Annotated in this window: 18 protein-coding genes and 1 pseudogene; 17 read left to right on the top strand and 2 right to left on the bottom strand. The window is 41.7% G+C overall.

Features of this window, described 5'->3' with window-relative positions:
- Positions 1–133 precede the first annotated feature (133 nt).
- On the top strand, positions 134–862 hold the full coding sequence (gene yaaA, locus HT719_RS02380; RefSeq protein WP_023933180.1) for a peroxide stress protein YaaA: 729 nt from the start codon (positions 134–136) through the stop codon (positions 860–862).
- A gap of 126 nt (positions 863–988) precedes the next feature.
- On the opposite strand, the gene HT719_RS02375 is transcribed toward yaaA, so the two are convergent.
- A complete protein-coding gene (locus tag HT719_RS02375; RefSeq protein ID WP_000039623.1) occupies positions 989–1537 on the bottom strand; it encodes an NADPH-dependent FMN reductase in 549 nt (182 codons plus the stop codon).
- Between the two features lie 257 nt (positions 1538–1794).
- Here HT719_RS02375 and HT719_RS02370 point away from each other — a divergent pair, with 257 nt between their 5' ends.
- The 16 genes and pseudogenes from HT719_RS02370 to HT719_RS02295 all read left to right on the top strand — a co-directional run bounded on the left by HT719_RS02370 (position 1795) and on the right by HT719_RS02295 (position 12552).
- Positions 1795–2283 carry a DUF5590 domain-containing protein gene (locus HT719_RS02370; RefSeq protein ID WP_000747244.1) on the top strand — a complete coding sequence of 163 codons (489 nt, stop codon included), beginning with the start codon at positions 1795–1797 and terminating at the stop codon, positions 2281–2283.
- Positions 2280–3467 carry a pyridoxal phosphate-dependent aminotransferase gene (locus HT719_RS02365; protein WP_000777796.1) on the top strand — a complete coding sequence of 396 codons (1188 nt, stop codon included), beginning with the start codon at positions 2280–2282 and terminating at the stop codon, positions 3465–3467. The genes HT719_RS02370 and HT719_RS02365 overlap by 4 nt, the downstream gene beginning before the upstream one ends.
- Positions 3460–3825 carry a VOC family protein gene (locus HT719_RS02360; protein ID WP_000565214.1) on the top strand — a complete coding sequence of 122 codons (366 nt, stop codon included), beginning with the start codon at positions 3460–3462 and terminating at the stop codon, positions 3823–3825. The genes HT719_RS02365 and HT719_RS02360 overlap by 8 nt, the downstream gene beginning before the upstream one ends.
- Positions 3826–3841: 16 nt before the next feature.
- On the top strand, positions 3842–5188 hold the full coding sequence (gene asnS, locus HT719_RS02355) for an asparagine--tRNA ligase (protein WP_172928116.1): 1347 nt from the start codon (positions 3842–3844) through the stop codon (positions 5186–5188).
- Positions 5189–5340: 152 nt separating this feature from the next.
- On the top strand, positions 5341–5631 hold the full coding sequence (gene rpsF, locus HT719_RS02350) for a 30S ribosomal protein S6 (protein ID WP_001151785.1): 291 nt from the start codon (positions 5341–5343) through the stop codon (positions 5629–5631).
- Positions 5632–5642: 11 nt separating this feature from the next.
- A complete protein-coding gene (gene ssbA / locus HT719_RS02345) occupies positions 5643–6113 on the top strand; it encodes a single-stranded DNA-binding protein SsbA (protein ID WP_000609606.1) in 471 nt (156 codons plus the stop codon).
- 31 nt (positions 6114–6144) lie between these two features.
- Entirely contained in the window at positions 6145–6384 is a 240-nt protein-coding gene (gene rpsR, locus HT719_RS02340) for a 30S ribosomal protein S18 (protein ID WP_000068664.1), read from the top strand.
- A 193-nt stretch (positions 6385–6577) separates the two neighbouring features.
- The gene (locus HT719_RS02335; protein WP_172926033.1) at positions 6578–7081 is read left to right on the top strand and encodes a GNAT family N-acetyltransferase; all 504 of its coding nucleotides are present in this window, start codon (positions 6578–6580) and stop codon (positions 7079–7081) included.
- Positions 7082–7163: 82 nt separating this feature from the next.
- Positions 7164–8564 carry a bifunctional Cof-type HAD-IIB family hydrolase/peptidylprolyl isomerase gene (locus HT719_RS02330; RefSeq protein WP_172928114.1) on the top strand — a complete coding sequence of 467 codons (1401 nt, stop codon included), beginning with the start codon at positions 7164–7166 and terminating at the stop codon, positions 8562–8564.
- Position 8565: 1 nt separating this feature from the next.
- Positions 8566–8925, top strand: coding sequence for a S1 RNA-binding domain-containing protein (locus HT719_RS02325; protein ID WP_000689593.1), 360 nt, complete (start codon positions 8566–8568; stop codon positions 8923–8925).
- Between the two features lie 53 nt (positions 8926–8978).
- A complete protein-coding gene (locus HT719_RS02320) occupies positions 8979–9728 on the top strand; it encodes a tRNA1(Val) (adenine(37)-N6)-methyltransferase (RefSeq protein WP_057487066.1) in 750 nt (249 codons plus the stop codon).
- Positions 9718–10005: a GIY-YIG nuclease family protein gene (locus tag HT719_RS02315; protein WP_166728162.1), complete on the top strand. Its 288-nt coding sequence runs from the start codon at positions 9718–9720 to the stop codon at positions 10003–10005. Before HT719_RS02320 ends, HT719_RS02315 begins: the two co-directional genes overlap by 11 nt.
- Positions 10006–10087: 82 nt before the next feature.
- Positions 10088–11023, top strand: coding sequence for a manganese-dependent inorganic pyrophosphatase (locus HT719_RS02310; RefSeq protein ID WP_172928112.1), 936 nt, complete (start codon positions 10088–10090; stop codon positions 11021–11023).
- A gap of 86 nt (positions 11024–11109) precedes the next feature.
- Complete coding sequence (locus HT719_RS02305) at positions 11110–11622, top strand: YiiX/YebB-like N1pC/P60 family cysteine hydrolase (RefSeq protein ID WP_172928111.1); 513 nt, start codon at positions 11110–11112, stop codon at positions 11620–11622.
- Positions 11606–12255: pseudogene (locus HT719_RS02300) on the top strand (DUF1803 domain-containing protein). The gene HT719_RS02305 and the pseudogene HT719_RS02300 overlap by 17 nt, the downstream one beginning before the upstream one ends.
- 99 nt (positions 12256–12354) lie before the next feature.
- Positions 12355–12552, top strand: coding sequence for a CsbD family protein (locus tag HT719_RS02295; protein WP_000051199.1), 198 nt, complete (start codon positions 12355–12357; stop codon positions 12550–12552).
- A 46-nt stretch (positions 12553–12598) separates the two neighbouring features.
- Here HT719_RS02295 and HT719_RS02290 read toward each other — a convergent pair whose 3' ends face one another.
- A complete protein-coding gene (locus tag HT719_RS02290; protein WP_172928109.1) occupies positions 12599–14044 on the bottom strand; it encodes a UDP-N-acetylmuramoyl-L-alanyl-D-glutamate--L-lysine ligase in 1446 nt (481 codons plus the stop codon).
- Positions 14045–14108: the final 64 nt, after the last annotated feature.

Genomic DNA, 14108 nt, shown 5'->3' with positions numbered 1-14108 from the left:
CGTCAGCTTTATCTGCAACCTCAAAGCTGTACTTTGAGCAACCTGCGGCTAGTTTCCTAGTTTGTTCTTTGATTTTCATTGAGTATCAGATGAATTTCTTGGTTGTGGCTAAAAAATATGCTACACTATCAATATGAAAATTTTAATCCCTACAGCAAAAGAAATGAACACAGACTTGCCGAGTATCGAGGCAACACCTTTAATACCAGAAAGTCAGGCCGTGCTGGATGCCTTGGCCCTCTATTCTGCTAGTCAATTGGAGAGTTTTTATAAGGTATCAGCCGAGAAGGCTGCGGAAGAATGTCAAAATATCCAAGCTTTGAAAAGGCAAACTGCTCAACACTACCCAGCTCTTAAACTTTTTGATGGGCTTATGTACCGCCATATCAAGCGAGATAAGTTGACCGAGGCGGAACAAGCCTATCTTGAAAATCATGTCTTTATTACTTCGGCTTTGTACGGTGTCGTTCCAGCCTTGTCATCTATGGCCCCTCACCGTTTGGACTTTTTGATGAAGTTAAAAGTCGCTGGTAAGACTTTAAAGAGTCATTGGAAGGCAGCCTATGATGAAGCTGTGAAGCAGGAAGAAGTGATTTTCTCCCTCTTGTCGTCCGAGTTTGAGACGGTATTTTCTAAGGAAATCAGAGAAAAAATGGTGATCTTCAAATTTATGGAGGATAGAGGCGGTCAGCTGAAAATTCACTCAACCATTTCCAAGAAAGCGCGTGGTGCCTTCCTGACAGCCCTGATAGAAAATCAAGTACAGACGGTGGAGGAAGCTCGTCGCTTAAGCTTTGCAGGATTTACCTACCGAGAAGATCTGTCCCAGCCACAGGAATTGGTTTTTGTTAAGGAAGTATAGAAATCAGATATTTTGTATTTGGCAATATGTATCATCAGCTATTTTAGTTTATAAATGAGAAAAAAAGCGAACAAGCTAGTCTTCTGAGTGTCAGAAAAGTAGTCTTGTTCGCTTTTATTATGTTAGTTACTTGATCGCATTGACCAAGTCTTCCGCTTGTTTTTCAAGTGAGTTTAGGACTGTTTCTTCAAGAACCAATTTTCCGTCTGCCCAAGCAGAGTCATTGACACGTGCAGCAGTGAAATCACCAACGATTTGTGTACGGATAAATGGCAAGAGGTCTTTGTAAATAGCGAAAAGTTGATCGTGACCGGCATTGGCTACAGATGATACGGTGACAAACTTGTCTTGAAGGGCAGAAGCGCCACGTGTATCAGACAAGTCAAGGGCGCGAGATAGCCAGTCAAGCAAGTTTTTTACTGTTCCAGGGATAGAGAAGTTGTAGACTGGAGAGAAGATCCAGATAGCATCCGCAGCGAGAACCGCTTCACGAGCAGTAGCTACAGCTGGATGAGTTGGAACTTCCAAATCTTGGCTGAAGAGAGGAAGGGCTGAATAATCAAGGTAGCTAACTTCCGCTTTACCAGCAAGTGCTTTCTCAGCTTCGAGCGCCATTTGGTGGTTGAAAGAACCTTGGCGTAGTGATCCGACGATAAATAATACTTTTTTAGACATGATGTGTCTCCTTTTTCTTAAATTTACGAGAATTTTCTCGTTGTTATAAAATATATTACAACAAAGCAAAACAACTTGCAAGAAATTTGCTCAGAGTTTATTTGAAAATTGTAAAATTTCGGAAACTCTAGTCATTTGTGACTGAAAAAGTAAGAACTGTTTCACTTTCAAAATCGGTTTTGTTTGAAGGAAGAAATAAAGTGCGATTGTTCTTGCATTCACTTGTAATAAAGCCCAATAGATGGTAAAATAGACGAGTGAAAAAAAGACAAAACAAAGCAAAAAATAATCTACTGTGGCAGTATGGTCTAGGGATGACGATTTTGTTTGTGGTTATCAGTGCTTCCTTTCTGTATCTAGTGTTTCTGAGTATGAAACCTTATCAAACAGCTAAAAGTGAAGGAGAAAAATTAGCTCAGCAGTATGCAGGATTAGAGCAGGCTGATCAGGTTGACTTATACAATGGCTTGGAATCCTATTATAGCGTTCTTGGCCGTAATAAAAAACAAGAAGCACTTGCTGTCCTGATTGGAAAAGATGACCACAAGATTTACGTTTATCAGCTAAATCAAGGTGTTTCACAAGAAAAAGCAGAAGCTGTTTCGAAGGAAAAAGGAGCTGGCGAGATTGACAAGATTACCTTTGGCCGTTATCAAGACAAACCAATCTGGGAAGTCAAGTCAGGCTCTGATTTTTATCTAGTAGATTTTGAAACAGGAGTATTGGTCAATAAGGAGGGCCTATGAAACTATCCAACCGTGTTTTAGAAATGGAAGAAAGTGTGACCTTGGCTGCTGGAGCTCGTGCCAAAGCACTCAAGTCTGAGGGAAGAGATATCCTGTCTCTAACCTTGGGTGAGCCAGATTTCACTACTCCAAAAAATATCCAAGATGCCGCCATTGCATCGATTCGAGATGGGCGTGCTTCTTTTTATACAGTAACCTCAGGCCTGCCAGAGCTCAAGGCAGCGGTCAATACTTACTTTGAACGCTTTTACGGCTATTCTGTAGCGCCAAATCAAGTGACAGTCGCTGCTGGAGCCAAATATTCTCTCTATACCTTCTTTATGGCTGTGGTCAATCCAGGTGATGAAGTTATCATCCCAACCCCCTACTGGGTAAGCTATGGAGACCAGGTCAAGATGGCAGAAGGTGTGCCAGTCTTTGTTCCTGCTAAGGAAGATAATCACTTTAAGGTGACCGTAGAGCAGTTAGAAGCAGCTCGCACAGACAAGACCAAGGTTTTGGTGCTGAATTCGCCATCCAATCCGACAGGTATGATTTACACCCGTGAGGAACTCTTGGCAATCGGAAACTGGGCTGTAGAAAAGGATATTCTCATTCTAGCAGATGATATCTATGGGCGCTTGGTCTATAATGGTCATGAGTTCACACCGATTTCTAGCCTATCTGAGGCAATTCGCAAGCAAACAGTGGTCATCAATGGTGTGTCTAAAATCTATGCCATGACAGGTTGGCGGATTGGCTATGCCGTTGGAGAAGCAAACATTATTGCTGCCATGTCCAAGATTGCAGGTCAAACAACTTCGAATCCGTCAGCAGTAGCCCAGTATGCAGCAGTTGAGGCTCTATCAGGTGAGCAAGATACTGTAGAAAGCATGCGTCAGGCTTTTGAGGAACGTCTCAATACCATCTATCCCCTTCTTGCTGAGGTGCCAGGATTTGAAGTGCTCAAACCGCAAGGAGCTTTCTATCTCTTCCCAAATGTCAAAAAAGCTATGGAGATGAAAGGCTATACAGATGTGACAGATTTTACAACCGCTATCCTAGAAGAAGCCGAAGTGGCCTTGGTAACAGGAGCAGGATTCGGAGCACCAGAAAATGTCCGCCTCAGCTATGCGACAGACCTAGACACGCTTAAAGAAGCAGTTAAACGCTTGAAAGCATTTATGGGTAGTGAGAATGATTGATCATTTTGAGATTAAGGTAAAGGATTTACAAATTTCAGAAGGATTTTATAAGAGTTTTCTCGCTCCTTTGGGCTATAAATTGGCTTTTAAGACTAGTTCTCTAATCAGTTTTCTTGCCCCGAACAGCCCTCATCCTGGTGGTGATTTTTGGCTGGCTCAGGGGACACAAGATCCTATTCACTTTGCTTTTTTAGCAGAAAATAAGGAAGAAGTTCAGGCTTGTTATGAGGCTGGTTTAGAGGCAGGTGGGCGAGACAATGGGGCTCCTGATTATCGCAGTGAGCATCCGATTTACTACGCTGCTTTTGTGATTGACCCAGATGGGAACAATATAGAAGTGGTTTGCCATAAAGAATAAAAAAGAAAAAGGAAAAATAATGACAAAACGTGTAACGATTATTGATGTAAAAGACTATGTTGGTCAGGAAGTGACGATTGGCGCTTGGGTTGCCAACAAATCAGGAAAAGGGAAAATTGCCTTCTTGCAATTGCGTGATGGAACAGCCTTCTTCCAAGGTGTGGCTTTTAAACCAAACTTTGTCGAAAAATTTGGTGAAGAAGTAGGACTTGAGAAGTTTGATGTCATCAAACGCTTGAGCCAAGAAACGTCTGTTTATGTGACAGGTATTGTCAAAGAGGACGAACGTTCTAAATTTGGCTATGAGTTGGACATCACAGACATCGAAGTGATCGGTGAATCTCAAGACTACCCAATCACACCAAAAGAACACGGTACAGACTTTTTGATGGACAACCGTCACTTGTGGCTCCGTTCTCGTAAGCAAGTGGCCGTGATGCAAATCCGTAACGCTATTATCCATGCAACTTATGAGTTCTTTGACAAGAACGGTTTCATGAAATTTGACAGCCCAATTCTTTCAGGAAATGCGGCAGAAGATTCAACAGAACTCTTTGAAACGGACTACTTCGGAACGCCAGCCTACTTGAGCCAATCAGGTCAGCTTTACCTAGAAGCAGGTGCTATGGCTCTTGGTCGTGTCTTTGACTTTGGTCCAGTTTTCCGTGCTGAAAAATCAAAAACGCGCCGTCACTTGACCGAGTTCTGGATGATGGATGCAGAGTACTTATACTTGACACATGATGAGTCGCTTGACTTGCAAGAAGCTTATGTGAAAGCTCTTCTACAAGGTGTTCTTGACCGTGCGCCTCAAGCCTTGGAAACCTTGGAACGTGATACAGAGCTCTTGAAACGCTACATTGCAGAGCCATTCAAACGTATCACTTACGATCAAGCCATTGACCTCTTGCAAGAACATGAGAATGATGAAGACGCTGACTACGAACATCTTGAGCATGGTGATGACTTTGGTTCACCACATGAAACTTGGATTTCAAACCACTTTGGTGTGCCAACTTTTGTCACGAACTACCCAGCAGCCATCAAGGCCTTCTATATGAAACCAGTTCCTGGAAATCCAGAGCGCGTGCTTTGTGCAGACTTGCTTGCTCCAGAAGGTTACGGAGAAATCATCGGTGGTTCTATGCGTGAGGAAGACTATGATTCCCTTGTCGCTAAGATGGATGAACTTGGCATGGACCGTACAGAGTATGAATTCTACCTTGACCTTCGTAAATACGGTACAGTTCCACACGGTGGATTTGGTATCGGTATCGAGCGTATGGTAACCTTCGCAGCAGGAACAAAACATATCCGTGAAGCCATTCCATTCCCACGTATGTTACACCGTATTAAACCATAAGAACAGGAAAACGCCCATGTGGCGTTTTTTCGAATTCCAGAGTTTTTACTTGCGTAAAAAAATTTTTTCTAGTATAATAGTTTATTGTGAGCGAACCTCACTTACCCCTTGCAAAGTCTTGGGGTCATTAGACCAAAAGGAGGAACATATCAATGGCTAAATACGAAATTCTTTATATCATTCGTCCAAACATTGAAGAAGAAGCTAAAAACGCTTTGGTAGCACGTTTTGACTCTATTTTGACTGACAACGGTGCAACTGTTGTTGAATCAAAAACTTGGGAAAAACGTCGTCTTGCATACGAAATCCAAGATTTCCGTGAAGGACTTTACCACATCGTTAACGTTGAAGCAAACGACGATGCAGCTCTTAAAGAGTTTGACCGTCTTTCAAAAATCAACGCTGACATTCTTCGTCACATGATCGTCAAAATTGACGCGTAAGAAGGTAAACTATGATTAACAATGTTGTACTTGTAGGGCGTATGACACGTGACGCTGAGTTGCGTTATACCCCATCAAATGTAGCAGTTGCGACTTTTACTCTTGCAGTAAACCGTACATTTAAGAGTCAAAATGGCGAACGTGAGGCTGATTTTATCAATGTCGTTATGTGGCGCCAACAGGCTGAAAACCTTGCTAACTGGGCTAAAAAAGGCTCACTTATCGGGGTGACAGGTCGTATCCAGACTCGTAGTTACGATAACCAGCAAGGACAACGTGTCTACGTGACAGAGGTCGTGGCTGAGAATTTCCAAATGTTGGAAAGCCGTAGTGTGCGTGAGGGTCACACAGGTGGAGCTTATTCTGCACCAACTGCAAACTATTCAGCGCCTACAAATTCAGTACCAGACTTTTCACGTGATGAAAATCCATTTGGAGCAACAAACCCATTGGATATTTCAGATGATGATTTACCATTCTAATGGACAACTAAAATTATAAAGGAGAAAAAACATGGCTCAACAACGTCGTGGCGGATTCAAACGCCGTAAAAAAGTTGATTACATCGCAGCAAACAAAATTGAATATGTTGATTACAAAGATACTGAGCTTCTTAGCCGTTTCGTTTCAGAACGTGGGAAAATCCTTCCTCGTCGTGTAACAGGAACTTCAGCTAAAAACCAACGTAAAGTAACAACAGCTATCAAACGCGCTCGCGTAATGGCTTTGATGCCTTTCGTAAACGAAGATTAAAAAAGAGGTCCGGGGGACCTCTTTTTCATGAGCTTGAAAACAAGAAAGCGAATTAAGACCCGGGTGGGTCTTTTTTTCAGGTTCAGTGGACCTCTTTTTCAGACCCCGACGGGTCTTTTTTCACGAGATAGTTTTTTTCTGACCTTGGCGTGCTATAATAGTAATAGAAAGAGTAAAGGTGGGTAAGTCAAAGATGAATTGTACGATTAGAAATATGATTAAGTCTGATATTGAATCCTTATCTCATGGCTTTATGAATCAAGGTTGGCCTGGTAGAGAGGAAATTTTGGCTAGATATTTTCTGGAACAGGAAAGTGGGGAGAGAGAAGTCTTAGTTGCAGAGATTGATGGTGCTGTAGCGGGCTACGTTACCATTTTACCTTTGGCTAAACATGGTCCTTTTGCAGAAGTCTATCCAGAATTATCAGATTTTAATGTGTTTGAGCCTTTTAGAAATCAAGGGATTGGGAATCAATTGCTAGAAGAAGCAGAAAAACGAGTCAAGTTTGTTTCGAGTAAGGTCACTCTTGGTGTAGGTTTGCACTTAGGCTATGGCCCTGCCCAGAGATTGTATATCAGACGGGGCTACATTCCAGATGGGACAGGTGTCTGGTATCGAAATCAACCCTTGGAAATGAATGCTACTATTCAAAATAATGATGATTTAGTTCTGTACTTATCCAAGAAGTTCGAATAAGAGATAGCGAATTTCTTTGAAAATAGGGGATTTAGCTACTTTATGGTATAATGGAAAGAGTTAGATTGAAAGAGGTAGTGAGATGGATGCGAAATTAAGATACAAGGCAAAGAAGATTAAAATCGTCTTTTTTGATATTGATGGTACCTTGCGAAATTCCAAGACTGGTTTTATTCCGTCTTCAATCCCAACTGTTTTTAAGCAATTACGTGAGAAAGGAATTTTGACAGGTATTGCTTCTGGACGAGGGATTTTTGGTGTTGTTCCAGAGATTCGTGAGCTCAAGCCTGATTTTTTTGTGACCTTGAATGGGGCCTATATTGAAGATAAAAAAAGCCAGATCATTTATCAACATCAGATTGAGAAATCAGATGTTGAGGAGTATATTTCTTGGGCCAAGCAAGAGGAAATAGAGTATGGCTTGGTTGGGAGTCATGATGCCAAATTGTCGACTCGCACCGATATGATTAGTGAAGCGATTAATCCAATTTATCCTGATTTGGATGTGGATCCAGATTTCCATGAAAAAGTAGATATTTATCAGATGTGGACTTTTGAAGATAAAGGAGATGACTTGCACTTGCCTGACAGTCTCTCAGACAAACTTCGCATGGTTCGTTGGCATGAGCATTCGTCTGATATTGTGCCAATTTCAGGCTCCAAAGCGACGGGTGTGGAAAAGGTTGTGGAATACCTTGGATTGAAACCAGAGAACGTCATGGTTTTTGGAGATGGACTCAACGACTTAGAACTCTTTGATTATGCTGGAATCAGCGTTGCAATGGGAATTTCTCATGATAAGATCAAAGAAAAAGCAGATTATATTACAAAAACATTAGAAGAAGATGGCATTTTTGATGCCTTAGAAGGATTTGGTATGGTAGAAAAAGAATTGCATTTCCCACAAGTAGACATTGAAACAGTAGAAGGTCCTCTTGCGACCATTAAGACCAATCACGGAGACTTGCGTATCAAGCTCTTCCCAGAGCATGCTCCTAAAACAGTGGCTAACTTTGTTGCTCTTTCAAAAGATGGCTACTATGATGGTGTCATTTTCCACCGTATTATCAAGGACTTTATGATCCAAGGTGGAGACCCAACTGGAACTGGTATGGGTGGCGAGTCAATCTACGGCGAATCTTTTGAGGATGAGTTTTCAGAAGAACTTTACAATATCCGTGGTGCCCTTTCCATGGCTAACGCTGGTCCAAATACCAACGGCAGCCAGTTCTTTATCGTGCAAAATCAACACCTGCCTTATTCTAAAAAAGAAATTGCTCGTGGTGGTTGGCCAGAACCGATTGCGGAAATCTATGCCAATCAAGGTGGAACTCCTCACCTAGATCGCCGTCACACGGTTTTTGGTCAGCTAGCTGATGAAGCTTCTTATGCTGTCTTGGATGCCATTGCTGCTGTTGAGACAGGGGCTATGGACAAGCCAGTTGAAGATGTCGTGATTGAAACAATTGAAATCGAGGACTAAGATGAAAATCGGTGATAAGCTAAAGGGGCGTATTACAGGGATTCAGCCCTACGGTGCCTTTGTTGAGCTAGAGACGGGTGATACGGGGCTGATTCACATTTCAGAGATTCGGACAGGCTTTATTGAAAATATCCATGAAGCCTTGAAAGTCGATGAAGAGGTTCAGGTTCAGGTAGTAGATTTAGATGAATTTACAGGGAAAGCTAGTCTTTCTATCCGCACTTTGGAGGAAGAAAAGCACCAGTTTCCGAGACGGAGACGCTTTTCAAGCGACCGTTTTAACTACGGCTTTGCGCCTCTTAAACGAATGATGCCAATTTGGACTAGAGAAGCCTTGCACTATTTAAAAAAGAAGAAGTAGTTTAGAGTTTTATATTTTTTGTAATGTTAATATAAATCTGCTATAATAGAACCATGGAAGAAGAACAATTATTAAAATCAGGGGAGCGAATTAACCAGCTCTTCTCAACAGATATCAAAATTATTCAAAATAGAGAGGTTTTTAGCTATTCGGTGGATAGTGTTCTCTTGTCACGCTTTCCACGTTTTCCTAAAAAGGGCTTGATAGTGGATTTCTGCGCTGGGAATGGAGCAGTGGGGCTATTTGCTAGCACTCGTACTCAGGCACAGATTTTGGCTGTTGAGATTCAGGAGCGTTTGGCGGATATGGCTGAGCGCTCTGTCCGTTTGAATGGTTTGGAAGAGCAGATGGAGGTCATCTGTGATGATTTGAAAAATATGCCTGCTTATATCCAGGGAAGTAAGGTGGATATGATTTTGTGTAATCCGCCCTATTTCAAGGTGGATCCTCATTCCAACTTAAATGAGAGTGAACATTATCTCTTGGCGCGCCATGAAATCACGACCAATTTGCAGGAAATCTGTCGTAGTGCCCAGAGTATTCTCAAGTCTAATGGACGGTTGGCTATGGTTCATCGTCCTGACCGACTCTTGGACATTCTGGATATGTTGCAACGGCATAATCTAGCCCCTAAGCGCCTGCAATTTGTCTATCCCAAAAAGGAAAAGGAAGCCAATATGCTTTTGATTGAGGCTATCAAGGATGGCTCGACAAGTGGCTTTAAGGTCTTGCCACCTCTCATTGTCCACAATGATGATGGCTCTTATACGCCGGAACTCGAAGAGATTTATTATGGATCATAAGGCTTATATGTACGTGCTGGAGTGTCGTGACGGATCCTACTATACAGGTTATACGACTGATGTGAGAAGACGCCTCGCTGTCCACAATAGTGGGAAGGGAGCCAAATACACACGAGCACGCTTGCCAGTCAAACTTATCTATGCTCAAGGTTTTGCCAGTAAGGAAGAAGCCATGTCGGCTGAAGCCCTTCTCAAGCGTAAGAAGAGGCCACAGAAGGAAAGATTTTTATCTGAAAATCAAGATAGAAATTTAGTCAGTTATTTTGAAGAATCGTGAGGAGTCATTTGACTCCTCTTACTTTTGTCAAAAAGCGAAAAAAATGCTACAATAAAGAGAATAAACAAAATGAGGTATTATCATGTCTAAGATTCTAGTATTTGGTCACCAAAATCCAGACTCAGATGCCATTGGGTCATCTGTAGCCTTTGCCTACCTTGCAAAAGAAGCTTACGGTTTGGATACGGAAGCTGTTGCCCTTGGAACTCCAAATGAAGAAACAGCCTTTGTCTTGAACTATTTTGGTGTGGAAGCACCGCGTGTCATTACTTCTGCCAAAGCAGAAGGAGCAGAACAAGTTATCTTGACTGACCACAATGAATTCCAACAATCTGTATCAGATATCGCTGAAGTAGAAGTTTATGGTGTTGTAGACCACCACCGTGTGGCTAACTTTGAAACTGCAAGCCCACTTTACATGCGTTTGGAGCCAGTTGGTTCAGCGTCTTCAATCGTTTACCGTATGTTCAAAGAACATGGTGTAGCTGTGCCTAAAGAGATTGCTGGTTTGATGCTTTCAGGTTTGATTTCAGATACCCTTCTTTTGAAATCACCAACAACACACCCAACAGATAAGGTTATTGCTCCTGAATTGGCTGAGTTAGCTGGTGTAAACTTGGAAGAGTATGGTTTGGCTATGTTGAAAGCTGGTACAAACTTGGCTAGCAAATCTGCTGAAGAATTGATTGACATCGATGCTAAGACTTTTGAACTCAACGGAAATAATGTCCGTGTTGCCCAAGTGAACACAGTTGACATCGCTGAAGTTTTAGAACGTCAAGCAGAAATTGAAGCTGCAATGCAAGCTGCTAACGCAGCAAACGGCTACTCTGACTTTATCTTGATGATTACAGATATCGTCAACTCAAACTCAGAAATCTTGGCTCTTGGTGCCAATATGGGCAAGGTCGAAGCGGCTTTCAACTTCAAACTTGAAAACAATCATGCCTTCCTTGCTGGTGCCGTTTCACGTAAGAAACAAGTGGTACCTCAATTGACTGAAAGCTTTAATGCTTAAGATTTTGGGTGTCAGTTCAAAATCGGAAAGTCTAGTTTGCCTTATATCGAAAGGAGTTTCGGCTCCTTTTTTTCTAGGAGTGAAGCATGTTAGCAAATGGCGATTTGATTTTTGTGAGAGATGAGTCAGATATGGGACAGGCCATCCAGACTTCCACAGGCAACTATAACCATGTTGCCATTTATTTGGATGGGATGATTTACCATGCTAGTGGAAAGGTGGGTGTTATCTGTCAGGAACCAGCAGACTTCTTTGAGTCCAATCATTTATACGACCTCTATGTTTACCCAGAAATGGATATCCAGTCGGTGAAGGAAAAAGCTTGCAAACATCTAGGAGCATCCTACAATGCTTCTTTCTATCCAGATGGAGCTGGTTTTTACTGTTCCCAGTACATGGCAGAAATCCTCCCCATTTTTGAAACCATTCCCATGAAATTTGGGGATGGGGAGCAGGACATTAGTGATTTTTGGAAGGAGTATTATAGAGAACTAGGTCTGCCTGTTCCTCTGAACCAGCCGGGGACCAATCCCAGTCAATTAGCAGCATCGCCTCTGTTAGAATGTAAAGAAAGGAATCTTCATGATTCAGATTTTTAATCCATCTCGTTTGACGAGACAGCCATTTTTGGAGAATTGATCCACTATCTGGACCAGTATGAGGATGTGATTCTACGGGAAATTAAGGCTCAATTTCCAGATATTGCAGTTGATAAACTCATGGAAGAGTATATAAAGGCAGGCTTGATTCTACGTGAAAATAAGCGCTATTACCTCAATTTTCCTATGCTTGAATCACTTGATAGTCTTGAACTGGATCAAGAGATTTTTGTCAGAGAAGCTAGTCCGGTCTATCAAGCCTTGTTGGAGCAGCGTTTTGAGACGGAATTATGCAATCAAACCAATGCAGCTATTTTAGTTGAAAAGACGGACTTTGCAAGATCAAAAATGACCCTGTCCAATTATTTCTACAAGGTCAAACATCAGTATCCTTTGACAGAAAAACAGCAGGAACTCTATGACATTTTAGGAGATGTTAATCCTGAGTATGCCCTCAAATACATGACAACTTTTTTGCTAAAATTTCTCAAAAAAGATCAACTGATGCAGAAACGCCGTGATATCTTTGTGGACAGTTTAGTTGTCCTGGGTTATATAGTCCAAAATGAAGATGGAAAGTATGAGTTGGCTGTCGATTTTGACAAGGAGAGATTAACTTTCTATTTAGTGTGATTGCTTTTTCTGAGCACATTGTTTGACTTTATCTATCGATAAGTTTATACTAATGTAACCGATAACACATATCGGAATAAAACTAAAGGAGACAATCATATGTCACTTGAAAACAAATTGGAACAAGCAACAGGCGCTGTCAAAGAAGGTTTTGGTAAAGTTACTGGAGACAGCAAGACAGAACTTGAAGGAGCTGTTGAAAAAACAGTTGCTAAGGCAAAAGAAGTAGTTGAAGATGCTAAAGGTGCTGTAGAAGGTGCCGTTGAAGGTTTGAAAAACGTTTTTACTAAAGAATAGGAAAAAATCAAGGGTTTCATTTTCCCTTGATTTTTTTTTACAATCCTTATAAATAATTTTCTGCTACGACTGCATCTCCAGGATAGGCTTCTTTTTTTCCTTGGACGATTTGGTAGCAATCTGCTCCCTTACCAGCAATAATGACAGCATCGAGTTCTTGTTCAGTGATGGCCATTGCTGCCTTGATGGCCTCTTGGCGATCCGCAATTTTTTCAACAGGATGATTGATGTAGCTACTGATTTCATCTGCAATGGCCATTGGGTCTTCATAGTTGGGGTCATCAGCAGTCAAAAAGACTTGAATCTCAGGATGTTGATTGAGGAGGAGGCCAAAGTTCTTACGACGACTTTCTCCCTTGTTTCCTGTTGAACCCAGAACCAAAGCAATCTTTCCAGTTTGATGAGTTTCAACCACATTGATGAGTTTTTTCAGACTATCCCCATTGTGGGCGTAATCGATGAATACCTTGGCTCCATTTTTCTGAGTCAGGACTTCCATACGACCAGGAACGCGGGTTGCAGCGATGCCTTTTTTGATGTCCTCAAGACTTGCTCCGAGACGGAGACAAGCAAGTCCAGCAGCAACTGCATTTTCTTGGTTGAAGTTGCCAATGAGTTGGATATCATAATCACCAGCGAGTTTACCCGTAGCTGAAAAGCTAAAGGCTTTGGAATTCTCGATTTGATTATTTGATTGGCTACCATAGAAATCATGGTCTTGATTTTCCACTTGTTCTTTCAAGACAGAAAAGTGGTCCATGTCACTGTTAACGATGACTGCTCGGCTATTTTCCATCAAGAGACGTTTGTGGTAGAAGTAGTCTTCAAAGCTAGGGTGTTCAATCGGGCCGATATGGTCTGGGCTGATATTGAGGAAAACTCCCACATCAAAGGTTAGACCATAGACACGTTTGACCAGATAGGCTTGACTGGAGACTTCCATGATGAGGTGGGTACGGTCATTTTGTACAGCTTGATTCATCATGTCAAAGAGGTCAATACTCTCAGGAGTTGTCAATGCAGACTTAAAGAAAGTCTTGCCATCTAAAGTTGTATTCATAGTCGAGAGCATAGCAGGTCGATGCCCTTGAGATAAGATGTTATAAGCGAAATAGGCTGCTGTTGTCTTACCCTTAGTACCAGTAAAGGCAAGGAGTTTGAGTTTTTCCTGTGGATTACCATAGAACTCCATGGCAATCAAACTCATGGCTTTCTTTATATCGTTCACAATGATGACAGGGATACCGACTTCGTAGTCTTTTTCAGCTACATACCAAGCTAAGCCTTGTGTTATAGCAGAAAGAAGGTATTCTTTTTTAAAGGCAGCACCTTTTGCAAAAAAAAGAGTGTCTTCTTTTACTTTTCGGCTGTCGTAACTAATGCTATCAAAAACAACTTTGCTGTAGTTGTAGTGATAATGTCCTTGGTCGATAATCTCGCGGAAGAGACCATCTTTCTTTAATATATCTAATACGGTTTCAATCTTTATCATACTTTCTATTGTAAACCGAAAGTCGCAAATTTACAAGTAACAAGGAAAAGTTTATAATGGAAGA

Source organism: Streptococcus sp. k-378, assembly GCF_013277505.1.
Lineage (GTDB): Bacteria > Bacillota > Bacilli > Lactobacillales > Streptococcaceae > Streptococcus > Streptococcus pseudopneumoniae.
The sequence above is the reverse complement of the archived record's forward strand: the minus strand, read 5'-3'. Positions and strand labels throughout refer to the sequence as shown.

Coding starts and splice junctions, on each gene's coding strand:
- HT719_RS02360 (WP_000565214.1), top strand. CDS start 3,460: ATGATTGATCATTTTGAGATTAAGGTAAAGGATTTACAAATTTCAGAA.
- HT719_RS02330 (WP_172928114.1), top strand. CDS start 7,164: ATGGATGCGAAATTAAGATACAAGGCAAAGAAGATTAAAATCGTCTTT.
- rpsF (WP_001151785.1), top strand. CDS start 5,341: ATGGCTAAATACGAAATTCTTTATATCATTCGTCCAAACATTGAAGAA.
- HT719_RS02325 (WP_000689593.1), top strand. CDS start 8,566: ATGAAAATCGGTGATAAGCTAAAGGGGCGTATTACAGGGATTCAGCCC.
- HT719_RS02290 (WP_172928109.1), bottom strand. CDS start 14,044: ATGATAAAGATTGAAACCGTATTAGATATATTAAAGAAAGATGGTCTC.
- HT719_RS02305 (WP_172928111.1), top strand. CDS start 11,110: ATGTTAGCAAATGGCGATTTGATTTTTGTGAGAGATGAGTCAGATATG.
- yaaA (WP_023933180.1), top strand. CDS start 134: ATGAAAATTTTAATCCCTACAGCAAAAGAAATGAACACAGACTTGCCG.
- HT719_RS02315 (WP_166728162.1), top strand. CDS start 9,718: ATGGATCATAAGGCTTATATGTACGTGCTGGAGTGTCGTGACGGATCC.
- HT719_RS02335 (WP_172926033.1), top strand. CDS start 6,578: ATGAATTGTACGATTAGAAATATGATTAAGTCTGATATTGAATCCTTA.
- HT719_RS02295 (WP_000051199.1), top strand. CDS start 12,355: ATGTCACTTGAAAACAAATTGGAACAAGCAACAGGCGCTGTCAAAGAA.
- ssbA (WP_000609606.1), top strand. CDS start 5,643: ATGATTAACAATGTTGTACTTGTAGGGCGTATGACACGTGACGCTGAG.
- HT719_RS02365 (WP_000777796.1), top strand. CDS start 2,280: ATGAAACTATCCAACCGTGTTTTAGAAATGGAAGAAAGTGTGACCTTG.
- HT719_RS02375 (WP_000039623.1), bottom strand. CDS start 1,537: ATGTCTAAAAAAGTATTATTTATCGTCGGATCACTACGCCAAGGTTCT.
- HT719_RS02310 (WP_172928112.1), top strand. CDS start 10,088: ATGTCTAAGATTCTAGTATTTGGTCACCAAAATCCAGACTCAGATGCC.
- HT719_RS02320 (WP_057487066.1), top strand. CDS start 8,979: ATGGAAGAAGAACAATTATTAAAATCAGGGGAGCGAATTAACCAGCTC.
- rpsR (WP_000068664.1), top strand. CDS start 6,145: ATGGCTCAACAACGTCGTGGCGGATTCAAACGCCGTAAAAAAGTTGAT.